This is a genomic window from Micromonospora sp. WMMC250 (assembly GCF_027460215.1).
GTDB lineage: Bacteria > Actinomycetota > Actinomycetes > Mycobacteriales > Micromonosporaceae > Micromonospora > Micromonospora taraxaci.
Map to the genome: position 1 here is coordinate 4,030,058 of NZ_JAPZBJ010000002.1, position 22,043 is coordinate 4,052,100.

Sequence of the window (22,043 nt, forward strand, 5' to 3'; positions counted from 1 at the left end):
TCCCGTCCTCGGTGTTTCCGTCACCGCCTGGTACGGACGGGACGGGCCTACCGTTCAGCCGGCACGGGAATCGATCTGGCGACGGTCAGGTCCACCGGCCCGTACCGGGTGTGCGGCGCCCCGGTGATCAGCGCCCAGTAACGGTCCCCGTACGACCAGTGCCACCACTCGGTCGGGTAGTTCACCATCCCGGCACCGCCGAGGGCGTCCACCATGATCTGCCGGTTTCGACGCGCGGTAGCGCTGATGGTGGGCGCGTCGGTGAAGCAGGCGTCGGCGCTGTCCTCCGGGGTCGCGTCGATGGCCGTGCCCAGGTCCAGTTCCACGCCGTCATCGGTGCACAGTGTCAGGTCGACGGCCCCGCCCGTGCTGTGCGGGGCCACCTCGACCGGTGAGACGAACTTGGTGGTCTCGCGGTGCAGTCGCTCCGGGGACCAGTCCGGGTGCCGGCGACGCAGCTCGTCGCGGTAACCGGTGAAGATCGCCAGCTGCGACTGGTACGGCCGGTAACCCTCGACCACCAGCAGACGCAGCCCGGCGGGCAGGGAGCGCTGCGCGGCCAGCAGGCGGTCCACGACCTCGGCGCGCAGCCGGGCGTACGCCCCGGCGGGGTCGGCCGCGCGGCCGTCGAGGCGCAACTCGGGCAGCGCCCGTAGGTCGAGCAGGGGGTCGCCGTCGTCGGAGCTGGGTACGGCGGCCACCCGGGGATCGGAGAGCAGGATCATCGGACGCTCCCCGCCGTCGTGACGGGCCGCCCGGCGTGCCGGATGCGGGCCAGCTCCACGAGTCGGTCCACCACCTCCCGGTACCCGACACCGACAGCGGCCCACACCTTCGGGTACATCGAGTGCGCGGTGAAACCAGGCATGGTGTTCAGTTCGTTGACGTACACCGAACCGGTCGTCTCGTCGTAGAAGAAGTCGACGCGGGCCAGGCCCCAACCACCGATCGCGGCGAAGGCGCGCAGTGACAGGTCACGGATCCACTCGGTCACGTCGTCCGGCAGGACAGCGGGAACGATCATCGGGTCGGCGTCGCCGAAGTACTTCTGCCGGTAGTCGAACCAGCCCCCGGCGACCCGCACCTCACCGACCGCCGACGCTTCGGGGCGCGAGCCGCCGAGCACCGCGCACTCCAGTTCACGGCCGGTGACTCCCTGCTCGACCATGACGAGCTGGTCGTGGCGGAGCGCCTCCTCCACGGCGGCGGCCAGGTCGTCCCCCTCGTCGACCCGGGTGATGCCGATCGAGGAACCCATGCTGGCCGGTTTGACGAAGAGTGGCCGGCGCAGCCCGACGACCAGGTCCTCCGGGTCCTCGGCGGCCCGGTAGGTGTGCGAGTCGAAGGCGACGTACGGGGTGACCGGGATGCCCTCGGCCCGCAGCGCCCGCTTCATCGCCACCTTGTTCATGCCCACCGCGGAGGCGAGGATGCCGCACCCGACGTACGGCACGTTCAGCGACTCCAACAGCCCCTGCACCACACCGTCCTCACCGAACGGCCCGTGCAGCACCGGGAAGACCACGTCCAGCTCGGCGTGTACGGCGCCGGGTGCGTTGCCGGCGGCCACCTGCACGACTCCCGGGCACGGACCACTTCGGAGCTCGACGGCCGGGCCGGTCACCACCAGTTGATCGTCGATGGCCCGCTCGCCGGCCGGCCGGTCGCGCAACTCGGCCAGCACCGAGTCGGGCATCAACCGGAACCCGCCGCTACGGGTGACGCCGATGGCGACAGTGCGGTAACCGCCGCCGGCGAGCGCCCGGGCCACCCCGAGCGCGGACGCGCAGGACACCTCGTGCTCCGCCGACGGACCACCGAACAGGATGCCGATCCGAATGGGCGCGCTCACGCCGCCACCCCTTCCGCCGCCGTCACGGCGATGGGCCGCTGGACCACCAACCGCGCCAGGAGCGACGCCTCGACGTTCCCGCCGGTCAGCACCACGCCGACCGTCCGTCGCCGGCCGAAGCCCATGCCCGCGTCGCCGGAGAGCCGGAGCGCACCGGCCAGGCCGGCCGCACCGGACGGCTCGGCGAGCACCTTGAACTCCATCAGGATCAGCCGGAACGCAGCGCTGATCTCGTCGTCGTCGACCCGGACCACCCCGCGCAGCGCGTCGCGCACGATGTCGAACGGCAGCTCGCCCACGCAGGACGGCCGCAGCCCGTCCGCGATCGTGGGCGCCGGCGCGACCGGCACGCGCACACCGGCCGCCAGGCTGCGGGCGAGCGAGTCACAACCCACCGGCTCCACGCCGTACACCTCGATGCCCCTGCCGGCCGCGGCCAGGCACGCACCGGCCACCCCACCGCCACCACCGACGGGTACGACAAGCGCGTCCAGCGGTGTGCCCGCCCGCTCGGCATCCTCGATCAGTTCCAGGCTGGCCGTGCCCTGCCCGGCGATGACGTCCGGGTGGTCGTACGCGTCGACGACGGGGTGACCGCTTTCGTCGCTGAGCCCGTTGGCCGTCGCCACCCGTTCCTCGACGTCGGTGCCGGCGAGCACCACACGTGCCCCCGCCGCACGGGCCCGGTCGACCTTCGTCGGTGCCGCGTCGACCGGCAACACCACTGTCGCCGCGAGCCCGTGCTCCCGGGCCGCCAACGCCACGGCGATCGCGTGATTGCCGGTGCTCTGTGCGATCACACCGGTGTGGCCGGCCGCGGCGAGCCGGCCGACCGCCCGCAGCGCGCCCCGCATCTTGTACGAGCCGCCGTTCTGCAGGTTCTCCGCCTTCAACAGGATTCGCGCCCCGGCCAGATCGTCGATCACCGGGGACCGCAGCACGGGAGTGCGGACCACCCGACCGGCGAGCCAGGCCGCGGCCTCCTCGACATCGACAGGGACCTGGCCAACGGTGCGTGACATCGTTTCTCCTTTCGGGCACGCCGCAGGTGGGGTCCAGCGGTACGCGGACCCCGGCGGTGTGGTGGAAGCGTTAGTGCGGGTTGGGTAGTCGGACGTCGACTCTCAGGCCGCCGTGCTCGGCGGGCCGGGCCGCGATGATGCCGTCGTGCGCCTGGGTGATCGAGCGGGCGATGGCCAGGCCCAGGCCGGCGCCCCCGCCCCGCGAGGTGCGGTCCCGGGCCAGCCGGCGGAACGGCTCGAAGAGACCGGCCACCGCTTCGGCCGGCACGGGCTGACCGGTGTTGACCACGGACAGCGCGGGTTCGCCACCCACCGAGACGGTGAGCGAGCCGCCGCGCCGGTTGTACTTGATCCCGTTCTCCACCAGGTTGGTGACCAGGCGCTCCAGCAGCACCCGTTCGCCGACGACGACCCGGGGCGCGAGGTAGGTGTCGATGGTGACGTCGGCCTCGAGGGCACGGTCCTGGTAGCCGGCGAGCACCGCCTCGACGATCGTGTCGAGCCGCTGCGGTATCCGCGACCGCAGGCCCTGGTCGCTCTCGCTGAGCGCGAGCAGACCTTCGATCAGCCGCTCGTTGCGCTCGTTGGTCTCCAGCAGTTGGCTGGTCAACAACTCCAACTGCTCGCCGCTGAGCGCTTGGGCCATGCCGACCTCGATGAGCGTCCGCTGCACGGCGAGGGGCGTACGCAACTCGTGCGACGCGTTGGCGGCGAACCGCCGCTGCCCGTCGTACCCGGCGGAGATGCGTTCCATCATCGCGTCGATCGCCCGGGACAGCTGGGCCAGCTCGTCGTGCCCCCGCGCTCGGATCCGGTGACCGAGGTTCTGCGGGCCGAGATGCTCGATGGGCCCGGTCAGGTCACGGACGGGACGCAGGCACCACACCGCGCCGAGCCAGACCGCCACGAGCGCGGCCACCGTCACGAGCAGGACGGCCACCAGGGGCAGCACGAACGCCCCCGGGCGCACGTCCGCGCAGACCGTGTACAGCCCGGGTATCGGCAGATCGCAGAACTGCTGCCCCCAGGTCCAGGTCATCCCCGTCAGCAACTTGCCCGCCGTCGGCAGCGCGGGCCCGGCCAACAGGGCCAGCAAACCCACGAGCAACACCCGACGTCGGGGCGTCCAGGTCACGCCGACCCACCGATGCGGTAGCCGGCCTTCGGAACGGTGTGGATGACCGCCGGGTCGCCGAGCTTCTTGCGCAGGGTCATCACGGTGACCCGTACCGCGTTGGTGAACGGGTCGGCGAACTCGTCCCAGGCCTGCTCCAGCAGCTCCTCGGCACTGACGACCTGGCCGTCCGCGCGCAGCAGCACGTGCAGCACCGCGAACTCCTTCGGGCTGAGCGCGAGCGGGCGGCCGTCCCGGGTGGCCGTGTGCCGACCCACGTCGAGCACCAGGCCCTCCTGGGCGAGCACCGGTGGCAGCGCCGGCGTGGACCGGCGGCCGAGGGCCTGTACGCGGGCGACCAGTTCGGCGAAGGCGAATGGCTTGGTGAGGTAGTCGTCCGCGCCGAGGCCGAGACCCTCCACCCGGTCCCGGATGCCGGCCGCCGCGGTCAGCAGCAGCACCCGCGTGCCGACCTGGGCGTCGGTGATGCTGCGGCACACCTCGTCGCCGGTGTGCCCGGGCATGTCCCGGTCCAGCACCGCGACGTCGTACCGGTTCACCCCGATCCGCTCCAACGCACCGTCACCGTCGTAGCAGACGTCAACGGCCATCGACAGGCGTCGCAGCCCTTGGGCCACCGTGTCCGCCAACAACCGCTCGTCGTCTGCCACCAGCACCCGCACGTCGTCCGCTCCCCCGAGTTCCGCTTACCCGGCATACCGTGGCAGGCCCGGGTTAAGGGTTCTGTAAGCACCCGCCGACAGCCATCGTCCACGGCATTGCCCCAGGGACAAGTCATCGTGACCTGCGGGGCCGTCGGATTCGTGCCCGTACCGGGCCGCCTGCGTCGGTAGTCCCGAACGGCCGGGCGGTTGATGGTCGGGAGTGAGCCGCGTCACCGGGGAGTCGGGGGCACTCAGCCTGATGAGCGGTATACCTCTGGGTCATAAATATGACTCAGAGGTATACCGCTGTCTGCCGTGGCCTCCCGCTGGGAGGTGACGCCGCGTGAGCACGGACCACCACGCGACCCAGGTCGCGGGCCGCCGCACGGCTCAGTCGCAGCCGTAGCCGTCCTTGTCGTTGTCGAGACGGTAGATGTCCTTACCGATGACCTTGACAGGACCACGAACGTAACCGGGCCCGTCGCCAGTGCCGGGAAGGCAGTCGACGTCGCTGGCGATCGGGACACAGCCGCTGTAGTTCGGGTCGCAGTTCGACGACTGCGGCTTCTTGGTGCCGACGGCGACGACCTGGGTCACCGGCTGCTTCGTCACTGTCGACTTGACCAGCTTCCTGGACGTCCGCACCCCGTTCGTGGTGGTCACCTCGTACGTCAGGGTTCGTACCCCGTTGACGCCCTTGGTCCGCACGACCCGCTTGCCCTCGGCCAGTGAGGCGACCTTGACGGTCTTCTCGGCGTACCGGACGGTGGCCTGCTCCGTCTCGGTCGTCACCTTCACGACCGGCGCTGTCGCGGCATCCGACGGGGTCGGTGAGACCGTCACCGGGGGTACGACGGCGTCCGGAGCGGCAGTTGGCGAGGCGGCCGACTCGGCGGCCGGGGCGGGAGACTCCTCGGTCGGGTCGGCGGGCGCCGCCACGATGGGCTGCTGCGCCTGCTCGGCGGCCGTGCCGGTCTTGGTCGGCTCCGGCTCGCCGGCCAGCGCGCCGATGATGGCGGTGCCGGTGCAGCAGAGCAGCAGGATCGACAGGGTCACCGAGCCGAGGATCACGGCGGTTCGGCGGGCAGGGCTGGCCCGACGGAACCAGTTCGGGCGGGGCGCCTGACCGAACGACGACGGGTACGGCGGACCCGGGTTCTGTGGTGGTTGCATAGTCACGGCGATGAGTGTCGTCGCAAACACCGTCCGCAATATCATCCGTCGCGCTCGTCACCTGCGCCGTTCGCGTCGCACCGATGATCCGTGGGCGCTTTCCCGGGCGACGAGACGTCACCTGCGGCAAACCTCCAGGCCGGTCGGCCAGGGCCGATCGTGCGGCTGCATCTGCCAACAAGCCTCGCAAATCCGGCGTCCGCCGCACCTTCACACGCTCGACAGTCGACGGACGTGCGGGAAGGTGTCGAGATGCCGTCAGCGGGGGGTCAGCGCGGCGTCGGCGTCCGAGCGACCCGCGGCGCCCGCCGGCCGCGCAGCGACGTGAGCCCCACCAGCAGCAGCGCGATCGCGAACATCGCGGTGCCGATGACGTTGACCTGCGGTGGGATGCCCCGCTGGGCAGCGCCCCACACGTACATCGGGAAGGTGACTGTGGTGCCGGCGTTGAAGTTCGTGACGATGAAGTCGTCGAAGCTCAACGAGAAGGCCAACAGCGCGGCGGCCACGATGCCGGGCAGCACCAACGGCAGGGTGATTCTCCGGAAGGTCTGCCACTCGCTGGCGTAGAGGTCCATCGCTGCCTCCTCCAGCCGCCGGTCCATCCCGGCCAGCCGCGCCTTCACGGTGACCACCACGAACGACACGCAGAACACCACGTGCGAGATCACGACGGTCCAGAAGCCCTGTGGCACTCCGGCGGACACGAACAACGCCAGGAGCGACGTGCCCATCACCAGCTCCGGGGTGGCCAACGACAGGAAGACCAGCACATTGACCCCGGCCCGACCTCGGAAGCGGTGCCGGACCAACGCGAACGCCATCAGGGTGCCGAGCACCGTGGCGAGGACAGTGGCGAGGAACCCGATCTGCACGCTGCGGACCACCGCGTCGCACATGTCCGAGGTGGCACACGGCCGACGCCAGTTGTCCAGAGTGAACTCGTCGAAGTCGTAGGACAGCCGGTTCGACGGGCGGTTGAACGAGAGCGCCGCGACCACCAGGTTCGGCAGCGCCAGGTAACCGAGCACCAGCAGCGCCACGATCAGCACCCAACGGTCGGCCAGCCACCGCGCGATCCTCACCGCACCTCCTCCCTGCCTGCCCCGCGGAGATATCCGACAACCACGGCGAGGATCGCCGCCATCAGGAGGACCGACAGCGCGGCGCCCTGCGGATAGTCCAGCCGGACCAGGAACGCCGAGTCGACGACGTTGCCGATCATGTACTCGTTCGGGGTGCCGAGCAGCTCCGCGTTGATGTAGTCGCCGCTGGCCGGAATGAAGAACAACAGCGTCCCGGCGACCAGACCGGGCATGGACAGCGGCAGTGTCACCCGACGGAACGCCTGCGCCGGGCTCGCGTACAGGTCGCCGGCCGCCTCCAGCATTCGGGGATCCAACCGCTCCAGGCTCGCGTACAGCGGCAGCACCAGGAACGGCAGAAAGGTGTACGTCAGGCCGAGCACCACAGCGACCGGGGTCGCCAGCAGCCGTCCGTCCGGTGCGAGCAGGTGCGCGTCACGCAGCAGACCGACGAGCGTCCCGTTGTCCGACAGGATCGTCTTCCAGGCCAGCGTGCGGACCAGGAAGCTGGTGAACATCGGTGCGACCACGCACACCAGCAGCAGGTTCCTCCACCGGCCGGCCTTCACCGCTATCGCGTACGCCAGCGGGTAGCCCAGCAGCAACGCCAGCACCAGGGCCAACCCGGCGTAACCGAACGAGCGGAGGAACTGCGGCCAGTAGGCCTGCACCACGTCCGAGTAGTTGCCGAAAGCCCAGGTCATCGCGTAGCCGGTGGTGAGCGAGCCGCTGGGGTCGTAGAGGCTGGCCGCCGCGAGCTGCGCCAGCGGCACAGCGAAGAACACCAGCAGCCAGGCCACACCGGGCAGCAACAGGAGGTACGGCAGGAGCCGCCGCCGCGTCAGCCGGGTCACGACGACGCGGGCAGCAGGAACGCGTGCCGTGGATCCCAGTGCGCCACCGCCGCCCCGCCGACCGCCACCCGCGTCGACGTTCCACTGTTCGCGACGAACACCGACAGCTCGGCGCCCCAGCCGGTACGCAACAGGTACTGCGTGCTGACCCCCACGTAGGAGGCGTCGGTGACCACCCCGGCGACGTGCTGATGACCCACTGGCACCTGGGCGGCGGAGCCGACCAGGTGCAGTTTCTCCGGACGTACCCCCAGCTGGACCGGCCCGTGGTCAGCCCGTGAGCGGCCGACGGGCACCGAGAAGCGCGCGCCGTGCGCCGTCACCGCGACGTCGCCGCCGCTGACGCCGGCGGCCTCGCCGGCGAGCAGGTTGGACTGGCCGAGGAAGTTCGCGACGAACGCGGTGGCGGGGAACTCGTACAGGTCGGCGGGTGCGCCGAGCTGCTCGATCCGGCCGGCGTTCATCACCGCGACCGTGTCCGCCATGGTCATGGCCTCCTCCTGGTCGTGGGTGACGTGCACGAAGGTGATGCCGACCTCGGTCTGGATGCGCTTCAGCTCGATCTGCATCTGCCGCCGCAGCTTCAGGTCGAGCGCGCCCAGCGGCTCGTCCAGGAGCAGCACCTGCGGCCGGTTGACCAGCGCACGGACCAGCGCGACCCGTTGCTGCTGACCGCCGGACAGCTCGGCGGGGCGGCGGTTGCCGTAACCGTCGAGCTGCACCAGCGACAGCATTCGGTTGACCTCGTCGCCCACGGAGCGGATGCCGCGCCGACGCAGCCCGAAGGCCACGTTCTCGAAGACGTCGAGGTGCGGGAAGAGCGCGTAGCTCTGGAAGACGGTGTTGACCGGCCGCTGGTGCGGCCGCAGCCGGCCGATGTCCCGGTCGCCGAGCAGCACCTGACCGCTGGTCGGCTCCTCCAGACCGGCGATCATCCGCAGGGTGGTGGTCTTGCCGCAGCCGGAGGGACCGAGCAGCGCGAAGAAGGAGCCCTGGGGAATCGTCAGGTCGAGGGCGTCGACAGCGGTACGGGTGCCGAACCGCTTGGTCAGGTCGGCCAGGCGCAGGTCGCCGGCCGGTATCTCCCGCGCCATCCTCGTCACGCTCCGATGACCTGCTGGAACTTGCCCTCGTACTCCTTCTCCTGCTTCTCGTCCAGGGTCATGAACACCGTGGACCTCGACAGCAGCGCCTCGTCGGGGAAGATCAGCGGGTTGGCCGCCAACTCGGGGTCGATCTTCTCCATCTCGGCCTGGGCGCCCCGGACCGGGCAGATGTAGTTGACGTACGCCGCGAGCTTCGCGGCCACCGCCGGCTCGTAGTAGTAGTTGACCAGCTGCTCGGCGTTGGCCTTGTGGGTGGCCTTGTTGGGCACCAACATGTCGTCGCTGTAGAGCATCACGCCGGAGTCGGGCGCGACGAACCTGACCTTCTCGTCCGCGCCGGCGAGCTGGATGACGTCGCCGGACCAGCCGATACACGCGGCGATGTCACCCTTGGCCAGCTCGGGCGCGTAGTCGTTGCCGGTGAACCTGCGGATCTGCCCGGATTCGACGGCCTTCCTGAGCTTGTTCAACGCGCCGTCGAACTGGGCGGGCGTGAAGTTGGCCGGGTCGTGCCCGTTCGAGGAGAGCAGGAGGCCCATGGTGTCGCGCATCTCGCTGAGCGCCGTCACCCGGCCCTTGAGGTCGGGGCGGGTGAGCAGCTCGTCGACGGTCCGCAGTTCCCTGGTGACGTTGCCGTTGTACGCCAACCCGGCGAGGCCGGACTGCCAGGGGATCGAGATCCGGTTCTCGGTGTCGAAGGAGCGGTCGAGCAGCGACGGCAGCAGGTTGGCCCGCACGTTCGGGATCCTCGCCGGGTCGAGCTTTTGGACCCAGCCGAGCCGGACCATCCGGGCCGCCATCCAGTCGCTCAGCACGATGATGTCCCGGTCGATGCTCTGACAGGCGGCGAGCTGGTTCCGTACCTTGCCGAAGAACTCGTTGTTGTCGTTGATGTCCTCGGTGTAGGTGACCTCGATGCCGGTCTTCGCGACGAACTCGTCCAGGCTCGGCCGCTTTGATTCGTCGGCCTCGTCCACGTCCAGGTACTGCGGCCAGTTGGAGAAGGCGAGCTTCCTCTCCGCGCCGGACAGGTCCTCGCTGACGCAACCGGCCTCGGTCTGCTGGGCGCCCTTGGTGCCGCAGCCGGCGAGGCTGCCGCCCGTGGTGAGCAGGGCAACCGTGCCCAACGTGCCGGTGAGTAGTCCACGCCGGGAGAGGGGCCGGAGGGGCGCGCGCATCAGTTTTCCTCAGGGTCGGTGCCGTGGACGCCTGACACGATGACAAACCCGCAGCGCCAGAAGAGCATCGGGGCCAGCGAATCACCGCCCGTGCAGCCGTCCATCACGCTCAGCGTGGTCCACGCGACGTCGGAAGGCTTGATCAACTCACCTTCCCGGGCGGGCTTGGTCCATCCGCCTCCCGCGGGCTTGATCGACTCGCCTTCCGGGAAACCGTGGCATCCGCGCGCCGTGACACCGCGCTTTTCATGAAGGCGAGTCGATCAGCGGCTTGGGGCTCGGCGGCTCGGGGTCAGCCGCCCGGGCTCGGCGGCCTGGACTCGGCGGCCTGGGCCCAGCCGCCTGGACTCGGCGGCTTGAGGTTCAGCGGCCGGGCCGGCGGTCAGGGCTCAGCGGTCGCGCCCACGGACATTCTTGACGAAGGACGACCAGGCGGCCGGCGCGAAGGCCAGGGTGCCGCCGTCGCGGTCCTTGCTGTCGCGCACCAGCACCCGACCGGGCAGGTTGTCGGCCACCTCGACGCAGTCGCCCCCGTTGTTGCTGCTGCGGGTAGCGGTGCGCCAGCGGGCGTCGGTCATGTCCATGTCGTGGCCACTTCCCTGATCAGCTCGATCGACCGGCGTTGGGGTAACGCCTCACCGGTGACGCTCTCCCACCTGCGTCCCAGGCTAGCGACGTCGACGGGATCGGTCACGATCTGACCGCGGAGCTGGTTGTCGAGATACGCCAATTCCGTCCCGTCCGGCAGGCGACCCAGCACGAAGGGGCCAGCCAGGCCGGTGTGCCACGGACTGTCGGCCGGGATGACCCGAACCTGCACGTGCTCCCACTCGGCTGCCGCCGCCAGATGGGCCAACTGCCCGGACATCACGGCGGGGTCGCCGACCAGGCGACGCAGCACCACCTCGTCGATCACCGCAACGAGCTGCGGCGGGGCATCTCGGCCGAGGACCGCCTGCCGTTCGAGACGACTCGCGACGATCAGATCCACCTCGGACGGTGGGACCAGCCCACCGGTGCCCAGCACCGCGCGGGCGTACCCCTCGGTTTGCAGCAGACCCGGCACCAGCAACGGCTGATAGGACCGGATCGAGATGGCGTCCTGCTCAAGCTCGGCCCACGGTCGGAACCACGGCAGGTCACGGCGACGGAACGGCTCCGGCCAGAGGTCGGCCGCGTCCCGGCACAGGATCCTGGCCACCGCGACCCGGGTACGCGGATGCGGGATGTGCCCCACGGCAAGCCACCGCGCTGTCGTCTTCGGGTGGACGCGAACCTTCTCCGCCAGCGATTCGACAGTCTCCCCCGCCTCGGCCATCGCCACCCGCAACGCCTCGTTCGCCACTGGAGCCTCCCGCCCGCCAGACGCACACCGTGACTTGGCTCGATGTACGTTGCGGCGCATGTTAGCGACGCTGCGTGACGATGTCTGCGGTCTCCCGGCGTGTGGCGGTCAGACATGTCGGCGCACTCTCAGAACGCCCGCTGAACGCCCCGAAGGTGCCCCACCAACGTCCCCGACCAGGCCCGCCTCCGCCCGTGGCGACCGACCCCCACTCACGTCACCGCCGTCCGTGGCGACCGACCCACACTCACGTCACCGCCGCCCGTGGCGCTTGATCAACTCCGCGTCGCCGACAAGGCGGTATCAACCGTCCCCGACACCGCCACATCGCCGATCAGGTGTGGATCACCCCGCCCAACCTCACCCCGCCCCGCCCTCACCCCGCCCACGCCTGTTGATCAAGAGGTTTGCGTCAAAGACCGGCGCGTTCTTGACGCAAACCTCTTGATCAACACCGAAGGAGGCGCGCGCAGCCCGAAGGAGGCGCGCGGCCGAAGGGGGCAGCCCGAAGGGGGCGCGGTTAGTGGTTGGGGGGGATTACGCGGAGGTGGCCTCGGCGGCCGGTGGAGTGGGACTGGTCGGAGTGCGACCGGTCGTGGGGCTCCTCCGGCGGACGGGGGGCCGGGCGGGCGGCTTCGCGGACCGCTTCGGCGAGTGCGACCAGGTCGTCGGTGGTGGGCGGCGGCGGTTCGAACTCGCCCTCGTGCCGGACCACGTCCCAGCCCCGCGGCGCGGTCAGGCTGCGGGCGTGCGGCTCACACAGGTCGTACGTGTGCGGCTCGGCGAACGCCGCCAGCGGCCCCACCACCGCTGTCGACTCGTTGTAGACATAGGTCAATGTGGCGACCGCTTGCCGGGGGCAGCCGTTACGGGAGCAGCGCCGTGGTGACCTCACGGCGGCAGGGTATCTCCATTACCGGGTCCGGCGCATCGCTTCGCGTTGCGACACGCCCGTCATGGTGATCACAGTTGACCGTTGCGGGCGCGCCGCGCCACGGGAGCGGCGCTGCCGCTGACCAGCCCACCGTGGGCGCTACCCTTTGCCTCATGACGAGTCCGGAACACCGCCGCCCCGGCTCCGGCCGGCGTGCGCACCGCGACCGGCACGGGCGCGGCCTGCGCGGGCGGTTGGTGCCGGCCACCGTGCCGCTGGCGCGGACCAAGGCCGAGGTCTTCGACGACCTGGTCCTGGACACGGTGGAGACGCTGGAGCGTCGGTTCGCCAAGGAGTTGGCCGGTGTCGAGTTCGCGGTCGAGGACGTCCCACCGGACCTGAACGTCTACGACTCCGACGTCCTGGAGGACGGCGAGGTCCCGTTGGCCCGACTGCTGCCCGGTCGCCCGGGCCGGCAGGAGGTGCCGCCGAGGATCGTGCTGTATCGGCGGCCCCTGGAGTTCCGGGCGATGGACCGTGAGGACCTCGCCGATCTCGTCCACGACGTGATCATCGAGCAGGTGGCCAACCTCCTCGGGGTGGACCCCGAAGAGTTGGCCTGAGCAGGCCGGCCGTGCGCCGCGCTGAGCGACCCCCCGCGGGCCGGACCCTGCTCCGGTAGAGCTGCCATCCCGGGTGCTGTCGGGCGGCCCCCACCGCCCCGACCTCGCACCGCTCAGGCGGCCCGCCGCTTCAACTTGCGCCGCTCCCGCTCGGAGAGCCCACCCCAGATGCCGAACCGCTCGTCGTGACCCAGAGCGTATTCAAGGCATTCGGTCTTGACCTCGCAGCGCCCACAGATCCTCTTCGCCTCACGGGTGGAACCGCCCTTCTCGGGGAAGAACGCCTCGGGGTCGGTCTGCGAGCACAGTGCTCGCTCCTGCCACTCCGGCGCGTTTCCGAGCAGGTCGGCCACCTCAAGCTGGCCGTCCATCAAATGCCTCCTTGTCGCGCACCGGCGTCATCGCCGCTGCAACCCCCCACGCGAAAGGCGTGCTTGTCCGTCCGGTCCCGTTTTGTTGCGTTCCGTGCGAACAACCCCATTCAAATTACACGCGTGTAATACGTGCGCCGTCAAGCCAAACTTGATAATGGAGTCGCCCTCCCGACACCCCCGGCCGGCCGTCCAGGCCGTCCAGCCTCGCAACCTGCCCTATCGATTCAGACCCCGGCCGAGTAACGCCCTCTCCGGCGAGTCGCTCGACTTTTCTGCCGTGGCGCTCCCCCGACGGGCCGCCCCCCGGGACAGCACGAGACACCTCCACCGCCAAGCTGATCTTGGTGGGGGACAGGTTAACGCGGCGCGGCACAGACTGCCCGTCGAGCAGTGGACAGCACATACGCCCCGTCCACAATGTGGACGGGGCGCGACGTGCAGATCGGTGTCGAAACGTCAGCTGGCGACCCCGAAACCGCTGCTGGGCCACACGAACTCGGCTATCCCTCCACCATGGACAGAAACCGTCCCCGCAGAGGTCTTCTCGTCCCACCAGACGGTATAAATTCCGGCCGGCAGGTCGGGGTAGACCGCACTGTGGAACGAGCCGTCCCGCACCCGGCGCTCACGCACCGCCGAGTGGACCCGCCCGTCCTCCTCCCGACTGATCTCAATCTCCCGACCGTGCAGATCCGGACTGGTGTAGACGATCAACGCACCGGTGTCGCCGCCCAGATCGAGGACGACACTCCCGGTCTCCGACGGCCCGTACGCGTGATCATGCATCCGCTTCTCCCCCGCGCCGATCAGGACCCCGCCGGCGGGTTGTTGAACCCGTCGTACGGCGTACCCAGGTAGGGGAAGTTCCCGAGGAACGGCGCCGTCACATCCGCGGCGCTCAGCCCCGGGGTGACCGCGGCGGCCGCCGCGTCCGGGCGGAACGTCTTGTCCACCAGCGGGACGGTCAGCCCGGCGATCGCCCGCAACGCGATGCTCACCACGTCGTCACCGACCCGCCGCCCGTTCGGGAACCCGGCCAGGTCACCACCGAGCACCCCGAACCGGTCCGGCCGCTTGGTCGGCGGGATCGCGGTGTTCAGCCGCAGCATGTCCGCCTGCACGTCGCCGGTCGCGTTGGTGAAGCCGTCGATCAGCCCGGCCGGTACGCCCGTGAGCAGGATCGCCACCAGGTCGGCGCGGGCCTTCTTGGCCTTGGTGAGCTTGTCCAGGTTCGGGAAGACGTCCGGATAGAGCGCCGGCAGCAACGCGGCCAGCTCCGGCTGCTCGACGAACTGCGCGAACCGCTTGTCCTCCGACGGCGGCAGTGAGTTCCACTGGTCCTTCCTGGACATCGGCACGATGACCTCGTTGAACAGCGGATTGCCCAACCGGGAGACCTGCGTGAACGGGCCGGTTGCGGTGTCCGCCGCACCCCGGTCGCCGAGCACCCGCACCTGCCGGCGCGACGCCGACGTCCACACCCCGATCACCGACGCCCGGTCACCGACGCCGTACCGGTTGGCGCGCCGACGCACCCGGTCCAGCGGCACCTGGACGGCGATGCTGTGCACGTTCATCCGGTCAGTGGCGTTGACCGGCTCCCCCTCGGCCTTGAAGACCTTCTTGCCGGCGACGTGCAGCTGCTGGAACGGCCGCAGCGTGCCCAAGTCGAAGATCGCCCCCAGGTCGACGAAGAAACCGTCCGCGCGCTGCCCGGCGAAGACCCGTTCCCCGGTGGACAGCGAGTAGGTCGCCTGCCGCACCAGCTCGGCGTACTTCGGGGTGGACAGTGGGCCGACGTTGCACGGCGGGCACTGCAACTTGTGTGCCAGCCGGTGCTCCCGACCGTCGGCCACCCGGGTCAGGCTGTAGAACTGCCGCCGGTTCCACGTCTCGCTGTCAAGCGAATCGATCGGGCCGGTGTTGTACAGAAAGCTGTTCGGATTGGTGATCTCGGTGGTGAACTCGAACCGGTAGGTGACATCCGGGCGGCCGTCACCGTCGTTGTCAATATGGATCTCGTAGCGCACGTCGTCGCCGAACTCGAAGAAGTTCGGGCCCCCGGAGGGAAGCTGCAACGGTACGTAGTTGGCGATCAACGTGACCGTGTCGCGCTTGTCGGGGCTGACGAACGCGTACAGGTCGGAGCTGTCGGCGACCGGATCCTTGGCTATCTCCGGGGCCTCGCGGTGGGAAGACATGGCGGACCAACCTCACTGGGCGGGAACAGGGTGGCAGGGCGGGATGTCGGGTCAGCGCCGGGCGGCGCGCCGCAGTCGATCCGCCAGGCCGCGGTCGCGTACCTCGATCCGGGTCTCACCGACGAAGACGTCCATCGTTCCGGAGCTCGCGTCCCGCAGATGCACGACGATCGGCTCGTCGGCCCGCCCGGCCGCGCCGGGGGCGTTCTGCGCGGCCGACAGGCCCGGCACGGTGAGCGCGGCGGCCCCGAGGGTGGCGCTGGCCGCGGCGGTCAACGTCTGCCGGCGGGTCAGTCGCGGCCACTGCCGCTTCCGCTGATCACTGGTCATGGGCAACCTTTCCGGCGGCGGCGCGAACGCGCCCGCTCAGACGGTCGGGTCCGGTGCCGTCCAGCGACGCCGGGCCCCGAAGGGACACCGGCGGCGGTCCTCGCCGCGACCGCCGCCGGCATCGCGTGGTACGGCCGGAGGCGGGGAAAGGTTCGACGTCAGGATCTGGCGTGACCGTACGCGGTCGTACGCTTACGTGCCGGACGTCCGGCCGCCGTCGCGATGGCCCGCAACTGCTCCTCGGTACGCGCCGAACCGTTACCGGAGCCGGCCATCCGGGAGATGGTCTCCTCCATCAGCGTGCCGCCCAGGTCGTTGCAGCCACCCTGGAGCATCGCCACTGTGCCCTCGTCGCCCAACTTCACCCAGGAACACTGAATGTTGTCGATCCGGCCGTGCAACAGCAGCCGGGACATCGCGTGCACCACCCGGTTCTCCCGCCAGGTCGGCCCGGGTCGGGCGATCCCGGCCAGGTAGATCGGGGCGTTGGTGTGCACGAACGGCAGCGCCACGAACTCGGTGAACCCGCCGGTACGGTCCTGCACCCCGGCCAGCACCCGGAAGTGCGCCAGCCACTGCCCGGGATGGTCGACGTGCCCGTACATCATCGTGGAGCTGGACCGGATGCCCAGCTCGTGAGCCGTGCTGACCACGTCGACCCAGGCGGCGGCCGGGAGTTTGCCCTTGGTCAACACCCACCGCACGTCGTCGTCGAGGATCTCGGCGGCGGTCCCCGGGATGCTGTCCAGCCCGGCCTCCCGCAGCTGGGTCAGCCACTCGCGGACCGGCACGCCGGCCTTCGCGGCGGCGGTGACGATCTCCATGGGCGAGAACGCGTGCACGTGCATCTCGGGCACCCGGGCCTTGATCGCGCGCACGATGTCGGCGTACCCGGTGACCGGCATCTTCGGATCGATCCCGCCCTGGAGGCACACCTCGCTGGCGCCGGCCGCCCACGCCTCCTCGGCCCGGTCGGCGACCTGGTCGACGGAGAGCCGGTACGCGTCGGCGTCCCGTTCACGTTGCGCGAAGGCACAGAACCGGCAACCCACGTAGCAGACGTTGCTGAAGTTGATGTTGCGATTGACCACGTAGGTCACGTCGTCGCCGACCACGTCACGGCGCACGTCGTCCGCCAGACGGCACAGCTCGTCGAGCGCCCGCCCGTCCGCGCCGAACAACGCCAACGCCGCGTCGGTGTGCCGGGGGTCGAGCAGCGCCGCCGGATCGTCGGCGGCGAGCCGCAGCCCGGCCGCCAGGTCATGGTCCGCGCCGCTCCCCGCCGGCGTCGGGGGTACGCCCGCGCGACGCGCGACCGCCTCGGGGGCGACCTTGCCGGCCACCTCGGCCCAGTCCCCGTAGACGCTGTCGAAGTCACCCCGCCGGTCGTCGGTCCGACCGGTGGTGTCGATGGTGGCGTGCAGGTCGACCCGCCCGCCGAACGTCTCCTCCGGCTCCTGCCAGGGGCGCCCCCGCGGCACCGCCGACTCGACAGCCATGCCCGTCGCCGGATCGGCGAGCGCACTCACGTGCGGCAGCAGCCGAGGATCGAGCCACGGGTCACCCGCGCGCACGTACTCCGGGTAGATCGTCAGGCGCTCCCGCAGCGTGAACCCGGCCAGCTCGGTGTGCTTCGCCAACTCCTCGATCTGCGGCCACGGGCGCTCCGGGTTGACGTGGTCCGGGGTGAGCGGGGAGACGCCACCCCAGTCGTCGATGCCGGCCCGCAACAGCAGGTCGTACTCGCCGGCGATGAGGTTCGGCGGGGCCTGGATCCGGGCCTTCGGGCCGAGCAGCAGCCGGGCCACCGCCACAGTGGCGGCCAGGTCGTGCAACTCCGCGTCGGGCATGCCGCGCATCGCCGTGTCCGGCTTGGCGCGGAAGTTCTGCACGATCACCTCCTGGAGGTGCCCGTACTCCCGCTGCGCGCGGCGGATCGCGAAGAGCGCGTCCACCCGCTCCGCCGGGGTCTCCCCGATGCCGATCAGGATGCCCGTGGTGAACGGCACCCCCACCCGGCCGGCGTCGTCCAGCACCCGCAACCGGACCGCCGGCTCCTTGTCCGGCGAGCCGAAGTGCGGCCCACCCGGCTCGGACCACAGCCGCGTCGCCGTCGTCTCCAACATCATGCCCATGCTCGGCGCGACCGGCTTCAGCCGTTGCAGCTCCGACCAGGACAGCACCCCCGGATTGAGGTGCGGCAACAACCCGGTCTCCTCCAGCACCGCTACCGCGCAGGCACGCAGGAAGTCCAGTGTGGAGTCGTAGCCGCGCTCGTCCAACCACGTCCGGGCCGCCGGCCACCGCTCCTCCGGCCGGTCACCCAGGGTGAACAGAGCCTCCTTGCAGCCCTGCGCGGCACCCTCCCGGGCGATGGCCAGCACCTCGTCGCGGTCCAGGAACGGCGCCGGCAGCCGGTGCGGCACCGTCGCGAACGTGCAGTAGTGGCAGCGGTCCCGGCAGAGCCGGGTCAGCGGGATGAAGACCTTCTTCGAGTACGTGACCACGCCCGGCCGCCCGGCGTCGCGCAGCCCGGCGTCCCGGATCCCCCCGGCCACCCGGAGCAGCTCGTCGAGCGCGTCACCGCGGGCGGACAGCAGCGCGGTCGCCTCGTCGACATCCAACGCCCGCCCGGTAGCGGCCCGGCCCAGGGCCCGCCGCACGCTCGCGTCGCTCGGGCCGGAGCGGTGGCTCGGGCCGACGTCGCCGCTCAGGCCGGAGTCGCCGCTCGGCCCGACGTCGCCGCCCGGGCCAGAGTTGCCGCTCGGCCCGGAGTGGATGCGATCAACCATTCGCTCAGCCTATGCGCAGCGCGAGCCCGTTCGACCGACCAGTGCCCGCACCGTGAGAAACGGCCCACCTCGCCTCGCGCCTGGCTCAGCACCAGCGGGGGCGACAGTGCCCGCAGTCATCCCGCTGCGCCAGCACGTCGGCGACCCACCGGCGTGGTGACAGTGCGCGCTGATCTCGCCGTGCCGGGCGCTGGCGATCCGTCAACGTGATGATCAGGTGATGAAAAGTAGCTGCGAGAGCGGCTGTGGAACTACTTTTCATCACCTGATCATGGAGTCCGATTCAGCGGGGCTGGTCGGGGTGCTCTCCAGGCTTGATGTGCTGGGTGCGGTCGTCGTCCGGGTCGGTGGGACGGGTGATCGCCTGGGTCGGGTCTGCGGGGGCCGAGTCGGCGGGGTGCGCGATGGCCTGCGTCCGGTCGGCGGCAGCCGAGTCGGCGGGCTGACGCGGGATGGTCTGCGTGGGATCTGCCGACGGTGGCTGCCCGAACGGCGGCGCGGCAGGGGACGGCGGCGCGGGGTTGACCGGCGGCGCGGACTGCGGGAACGGCGGCGACGACTGGGGAGCAGCCTGGAACGGGGGCGCGGACTGCGGGTGCGGCGGTGCCGACTGGGGCGCCTGGAACGGCGGCGACGGCTGACCGAACTGGCCCGGGTACTGCGCCGGCGGGTATCCGCCCGGCTGCCCGGCGGAGGGCCATCCACCCTGCGGCTGACCACCGGGCTGCCCCGGCGCCGGCCAACCACCCTGCTGCTGCGGCCAACCAGGATGCGGCTGACCCGGCTGCGGCTGACCGTAGACGCCGGGCTGCGGCTTGGGACGCGGCACGTAGTAGTGGGCACGCCAGACCGTGTAGACCACCCACGCGGCGACCGCGAAGACGACCATCCAGGCGAACCGGGTGAGCACCCCGAGGAGCGCGTCGAGGATCTCGGCCTGGGCCAGGCGTCCGACCGTCCAGATCAGCATGGTCAACGTGCCGAAGAAGGCGCTGACCGCGTACTCGACGAGGGCCACCTGCGTGATCAGCTTCGCTTTCGGCAGCACCGGCGAGATGTGCGTGGCCAGCAACACGGCCAGCAGCGGCAGACCCACCGCCTCCACCCCGACGAACGAGTAGAACGCGCTGCCCGCCCGGTCGGTGAAGGTGCTGTAGTCGTTCGGGGCGATCAGGCGGAGCAGGCCCACGAAGAGGAACACGGCGTTGGCGCCGAGCAGCGCGAGCGCAGCGAGCTCGCGTAGTGGCTTGGTCAGCTGACGGGCCTGCTTCGCGTCGGTCGACGCGGGCTCGGCGGGGCTGGTCACGAGCTCCCCCTCGGGGCAGGAACGAACAGGGCGCACGTGAGCCTAGTCTCTACGGCCACCGGCCGACCGGAGGCGTCACGTGAGCGAGGATGGTCGACATGCGCATCGTGGTTCTGGCCGGCGGCATTGGTGGCGCCCGGTTCCTGCTCGGCGTCCGGGCGTACGCCCGGGACGTCGGCGCGGAGGTGACCGCCGTGGTCAACGTCGGCGACGACCTGTGGCTGCACGGGTTGAAGATCTGCCCTGACCTGGACAGCGTCATGTACACGCTCGGCGGCGGCGCCGACCCGGAACGGGGCTGGGGTCGGGTTGGTGAGAGTTGGACGGTCAAGGACGAGTTGGCCGCGTACGGGGCACAGCCGACCTGGTTCGGCCTCGGCGACAAGGACATCGCCACGCACCTCGTGCGGTCCACCATGCTCAACGGTGGTTACCCGTTGAGCGCGGTCACCGAGGCGCTGTCCACCCGCTGGGAGCCGGGGGTACGCCTGTTGCCGGCCACCGACGACCGGCTCGAAACCCACGCTGTCGTCGAGGACGAGCAGGGGCAGCGGGCGATCCACTTCCAGGAGTGGTGGGTCAGGTACCGGGCTGACATCCCGACCCAGCGCTTCGTGTTCGTCGGCGCGGAGACCGCGAAGCCGGCACCCGGGGTGCTGGAGGCGATCGGCTCGGCCGACCTGGTGCTCGTCGCGCCGAGCAACCCCGTGGTGAGCGTGGCGCCGGTGCTGGCCGTACCGGGGCTGCGCGAGGCGGTCGTGGACGGCCCGGCGCCGGTGGTGGGTGTCTCGCCGATCATCGGCGGCGCTCCGGTACGCGGGATGGCCGACCGGTGCCTCGACGTGCTCGGCGTCGAGTGCAGCGCCGCCGGGGTGGGTCGCCTGTACGGAGGCCGGCCGGACGGCGGCCTGCTGGACGGGTGGCTGGTGGCCGAGGAGGACGCCGGCACGCTGGTGCCCGATGTGACCGTCCGCGCGGTGCCGCTGCGGATGACCGACGAGGCGGCGACGGCGGCGATGGTCCGCGCCGCGGTGGAGTTGACGTGAGGCTGGAAATCCTGCCGGTGCTCGGCATCGGCCACGTGACCGAGGGTGATGATCTGCCGGCGGTGATCGCGACTGCGGCACCGTGGCTTCGTGACGGCGACGTGCTGGTGGTGACCAGCAAGATCGTCTCGAAGGCGGAGGGGCGGCTGGTCGACGTCCCGGCGGACGGGCCGGAGCGGCTGGCCGCACGCGACGAGGTGCTGGCCGGTGAGACCGTACGGGTGGTCGCCAGTCGCGGGCCGACCCGGATCGTGCAGACCCACCACGGCTTCGTGATGGCCTCGGCCGGCATCGACGCGTCGAACGTGGACAAGACCCAACTGGTGCTGCTGCCGGTCGACCCGGACGCCTCGGCGCGGGCGTTGCGCGAGGCGCTGCGGGAACGCTACGAGCTGGATGTCGCGGTGATCATCAGCGACACCATGGGGCGACCCTGGCGCAACGGGCTCACCGATGTGGCGCTCGGCGTGGCCGGGATGCCCGCCATCCGTGACCACCGGGGCGAAATCGACCCGTACGGCAACGAGCTGCAGTTGACCCAGATGGCCGTGGTGGACGAGCTGGCGGGCGCCGGTGAGCTGATCAAGGGGAAGTGCGACCAGGTTCCGGTCGCTGTGGTTCGGGGCTATCTGTCCGGCACCGACCCGGAGGACACCGCCGGTGCACGGGCGCTGGTCCGCGACGCCGCACAGGACCTCTTCTCGCTCGGCACCGCCGAGGCCCGGGCCGCCGGGCTCGCCGACGCCGCCACCCTGAGCGACGCGCTCGGCTCGACGCCCGCGGACCTGGGCGCGGTGCGACGGGCGATCGAAGCGATCGCCGATGTCGTCGCCCCCGGCACGGTCTTCACGCTGGTCGACGAGGCGGAGGTACGCGCCGGACTGGTCGCCGAGATGCCGGGATGGCCAGAGGGAGCGGCTCTGCTGCTGGGCTCGGCCCCGACGCCGGTCGAGCCGATCGGTCTGGTCCGCTTCGGCGCCGACCTGCACCGGCTGCGCGTCGCCCTGGCCGCCGAGGGTGTCGAGTCCACTCTGTTGCCGCCACCGCCGGGCAGCCCGGCGAGCGCCGCGCTCGCTCTGTGAGAAACGGCCGGGCAGCCCGGC

Annotated in this window: 23 protein-coding genes; 3 read left to right on the forward strand and 20 right to left on the reverse strand. The window is 70.8% G+C overall.

Going from position 1 to position 22,043, the window contains the following annotated elements; all coding sequences use genetic code 11:
* Nucleotides 1-47: 47 nt before the first annotated feature.
* The 14 genes from O3438_RS17925 to O3438_RS17990 form a co-directional block, all read right to left on the reverse strand.
* Nucleotides 48-725: a M15 family metallopeptidase gene (locus O3438_RS17925; RefSeq protein WP_269681045.1), complete on the reverse strand. Its 678-nt coding sequence runs from the start codon at nucleotides 723-725 to the stop codon at nucleotides 48-50.
* Complete coding sequence (locus O3438_RS17930) at nucleotides 722-1,852, reverse strand: D-alanine--D-alanine ligase family protein (RefSeq protein WP_269681046.1); 1,131 nt, start codon at nucleotides 1,850-1,852, stop codon at nucleotides 722-724. The genes O3438_RS17925 and O3438_RS17930 overlap by 4 nt, the downstream gene beginning before the upstream one ends.
* Nucleotides 1,849-2,874, reverse strand: coding sequence for a threonine ammonia-lyase (locus O3438_RS17935; protein WP_269681047.1), 1,026 nt, complete (start codon nucleotides 2,872-2,874; stop codon nucleotides 1,849-1,851). The genes O3438_RS17930 and O3438_RS17935 overlap by 4 nt, the downstream gene beginning before the upstream one ends.
* A 70-nt stretch (nucleotides 2,875-2,944) precedes the next feature.
* Nucleotides 2,945-4,009 (reverse strand): sensor histidine kinase, encoded by a 1,065-nt coding sequence (locus tag O3438_RS17940; protein WP_269681048.1) that lies wholly within the window; start codon nucleotides 4,007-4,009, stop codon nucleotides 2,945-2,947.
* A complete protein-coding gene (locus O3438_RS17945) occupies nucleotides 4,006-4,671 on the reverse strand; it encodes a response regulator transcription factor (RefSeq protein ID WP_269681049.1) in 666 nt (221 codons plus the stop codon). Before O3438_RS17945 ends, O3438_RS17940 begins: the two co-directional genes overlap by 4 nt.
* A gap of 372 nt (nucleotides 4,672-5,043) precedes the next feature.
* On the reverse strand, nucleotides 5,044-5,826 hold the full coding sequence (locus O3438_RS17950) for a G5 domain-containing protein (protein WP_269683670.1): 783 nt from the start codon (nucleotides 5,824-5,826) through the stop codon (nucleotides 5,044-5,046).
* 269 nt (nucleotides 5,827-6,095) lie between these two features.
* Entirely contained in the window at nucleotides 6,096-6,911 is an 816-nt protein-coding gene (locus O3438_RS17955; RefSeq protein WP_269681050.1) for an ABC transporter permease, read from the reverse strand.
* Nucleotides 6,908-7,765: an ABC transporter permease gene (locus O3438_RS17960; RefSeq protein WP_269681051.1), complete on the reverse strand. Its 858-nt coding sequence runs from the start codon at nucleotides 7,763-7,765 to the stop codon at nucleotides 6,908-6,910. Before O3438_RS17960 ends, O3438_RS17955 begins: the two co-directional genes overlap by 4 nt.
* Nucleotides 7,762-8,859 carry an ABC transporter ATP-binding protein gene (locus O3438_RS17965; RefSeq protein ID WP_269681052.1) on the reverse strand — a complete coding sequence of 366 codons (1,098 nt, stop codon included), beginning with the start codon at nucleotides 8,857-8,859 and terminating at the stop codon, nucleotides 7,762-7,764. The genes O3438_RS17960 and O3438_RS17965 overlap by 4 nt, the downstream gene beginning before the upstream one ends.
* Nucleotides 8,860-8,864: 5 nt before the next feature.
* Nucleotides 8,865-10,049: a polyamine ABC transporter substrate-binding protein gene (locus O3438_RS17970; RefSeq protein ID WP_269681053.1), complete on the reverse strand. Its 1,185-nt coding sequence runs from the start codon at nucleotides 10,047-10,049 to the stop codon at nucleotides 8,865-8,867.
* Nucleotides 10,049-10,195 carry a hypothetical protein gene (locus O3438_RS17975; protein WP_269681054.1) on the reverse strand — a complete coding sequence of 49 codons (147 nt, stop codon included), beginning with the start codon at nucleotides 10,193-10,195 and terminating at the stop codon, nucleotides 10,049-10,051. The genes O3438_RS17970 and O3438_RS17975 overlap by 1 nt, the downstream gene beginning before the upstream one ends.
* 243 nt (nucleotides 10,196-10,438) lie before the next feature.
* Complete coding sequence (locus O3438_RS17980; protein ID WP_269681055.1) at nucleotides 10,439-10,633, reverse strand: DUF397 domain-containing protein; 195 nt, start codon at nucleotides 10,631-10,633, stop codon at nucleotides 10,439-10,441.
* A complete protein-coding gene (locus tag O3438_RS17985; RefSeq protein ID WP_269683671.1) occupies nucleotides 10,624-11,367 on the reverse strand; it encodes a DUF5753 domain-containing protein in 744 nt (247 codons plus the stop codon). The genes O3438_RS17980 and O3438_RS17985 overlap by 10 nt, the downstream gene beginning before the upstream one ends.
* 547 nt (nucleotides 11,368-11,914) lie before the next feature.
* A complete protein-coding gene (locus O3438_RS17990) occupies nucleotides 11,915-12,289 on the reverse strand; it encodes a DUF3499 domain-containing protein (RefSeq protein WP_088986253.1) in 375 nt (124 codons plus the stop codon).
* A 152-nt stretch (nucleotides 12,290-12,441) separates the two neighbouring features.
* Between O3438_RS17990 and O3438_RS17995 the strand changes: the two genes are divergently transcribed.
* Entirely contained in the window at nucleotides 12,442-12,891 is a 450-nt protein-coding gene (locus O3438_RS17995; RefSeq protein ID WP_145786394.1) for a metallopeptidase family protein, read from the forward strand.
* A gap of 113 nt (nucleotides 12,892-13,004) precedes the next feature.
* On the opposite strand, the gene O3438_RS18000 is transcribed toward O3438_RS17995, so the two are convergent.
* The 6 genes from O3438_RS18000 to O3438_RS18025 form a co-directional block, all read right to left on the reverse strand.
* A complete protein-coding gene (locus O3438_RS18000) occupies nucleotides 13,005-13,262 on the reverse strand; it encodes a WhiB family transcriptional regulator (protein ID WP_088986255.1) in 258 nt (85 codons plus the stop codon).
* 459 nt (nucleotides 13,263-13,721) lie between these two features.
* Nucleotides 13,722-14,051: a phospholipase gene (locus O3438_RS18005; protein ID WP_269681056.1), complete on the reverse strand. Its 330-nt coding sequence runs from the start codon at nucleotides 14,049-14,051 to the stop codon at nucleotides 13,722-13,724.
* Between the two features lie 20 nt (nucleotides 14,052-14,071).
* Complete coding sequence (locus O3438_RS18010) at nucleotides 14,072-15,466, reverse strand: DUF4331 domain-containing protein (RefSeq protein WP_269681057.1); 1,395 nt, start codon at nucleotides 15,464-15,466, stop codon at nucleotides 14,072-14,074.
* 51 nt (nucleotides 15,467-15,517) lie between these two features.
* On the reverse strand, nucleotides 15,518-15,796 hold the full coding sequence (locus tag O3438_RS18015) for a hypothetical protein (protein WP_088986258.1): 279 nt from the start codon (nucleotides 15,794-15,796) through the stop codon (nucleotides 15,518-15,520).
* Nucleotides 15,797-15,954: 158 nt separating this feature from the next.
* A complete protein-coding gene (locus O3438_RS18020; RefSeq protein ID WP_269681058.1) occupies nucleotides 15,955-18,588 on the reverse strand; it encodes a bifunctional FO biosynthesis protein CofGH in 2,634 nt (877 codons plus the stop codon).
* A gap of 283 nt (nucleotides 18,589-18,871) precedes the next feature.
* The gene (locus O3438_RS18025) at nucleotides 18,872-19,894 is read right to left on the reverse strand and encodes a hypothetical protein (protein WP_269681059.1); all 1,023 of its coding nucleotides are present in this window, start codon (nucleotides 19,892-19,894) and stop codon (nucleotides 18,872-18,874) included.
* Nucleotides 19,895-19,992: 98 nt separating this feature from the next.
* Between O3438_RS18025 and cofD the strand changes: the two genes are divergently transcribed.
* Together cofD and O3438_RS18035 are read left to right on the forward strand one after the other, a co-directional pair.
* On the forward strand, nucleotides 19,993-20,940 hold the full coding sequence (gene cofD, locus O3438_RS18030) for a 2-phospho-L-lactate transferase (RefSeq protein ID WP_269681060.1): 948 nt from the start codon (nucleotides 19,993-19,995) through the stop codon (nucleotides 20,938-20,940).
* A complete protein-coding gene (locus tag O3438_RS18035) occupies nucleotides 20,937-22,022 on the forward strand; it encodes a coenzyme F420-0:L-glutamate ligase (protein WP_269681061.1) in 1,086 nt (361 codons plus the stop codon). The genes cofD and O3438_RS18035 overlap by 4 nt, the downstream gene beginning before the upstream one ends.
* Nucleotides 22,023-22,043 lie beyond the last annotated feature (21 nt).

Coding starts and splice junctions, on each gene's coding strand:
- O3438_RS17985 (WP_269683671.1), bottom strand. CDS start 11,367: ATGGCCGAGGCGGGGGAGACTGTCGAATCGCTGGCGGAGAAGGTTCGC.
- O3438_RS18000 (WP_088986255.1), bottom strand. CDS start 13,262: ATGGACGGCCAGCTTGAGGTGGCCGACCTGCTCGGAAACGCGCCGGAG.
- cofD (WP_269681060.1), top strand. CDS start 19,993: ATGCGCATCGTGGTTCTGGCCGGCGGCATTGGTGGCGCCCGGTTCCTG.
- O3438_RS18015 (WP_088986258.1), bottom strand. CDS start 15,796: ATGACCAGTGATCAGCGGAAGCGGCAGTGGCCGCGACTGACCCGCCGG.
- O3438_RS17925 (WP_269681045.1), bottom strand. CDS start 725: ATGATCCTGCTCTCCGATCCCCGGGTGGCCGCCGTACCCAGCTCCGAC.
- O3438_RS17950 (WP_269683670.1), bottom strand. CDS start 5,826: ATGCAACCACCACAGAACCCGGGTCCGCCGTACCCGTCGTCGTTCGGT.
- O3438_RS18010 (WP_269681057.1), bottom strand. CDS start 15,466: ATGTCTTCCCACCGCGAGGCCCCGGAGATAGCCAAGGATCCGGTCGCC.
- O3438_RS18005 (WP_269681056.1), bottom strand. CDS start 14,051: ATGCATGATCACGCGTACGGGCCGTCGGAGACCGGGAGTGTCGTCCTC.
- O3438_RS17965 (WP_269681052.1), bottom strand. CDS start 8,859: ATGGCGCGGGAGATACCGGCCGGCGACCTGCGCCTGGCCGACCTGACC.
- O3438_RS17935 (WP_269681047.1), bottom strand. CDS start 2,874: ATGTCACGCACCGTTGGCCAGGTCCCTGTCGATGTCGAGGAGGCCGCG.
- O3438_RS17980 (WP_269681055.1), bottom strand. CDS start 10,633: ATGGACATGACCGACGCCCGCTGGCGCACCGCTACCCGCAGCAGCAAC.
- O3438_RS18020 (WP_269681058.1), bottom strand. CDS start 18,588: ATGGTTGATCGCATCCACTCCGGGCCGAGCGGCAACTCTGGCCCGGGC.
- O3438_RS17970 (WP_269681053.1), bottom strand. CDS start 10,049: ATGCGCGCGCCCCTCCGGCCCCTCTCCCGGCGTGGACTACTCACCGGC.
- O3438_RS17995 (WP_145786394.1), top strand. CDS start 12,442: ATGACGAGTCCGGAACACCGCCGCCCCGGCTCCGGCCGGCGTGCGCAC.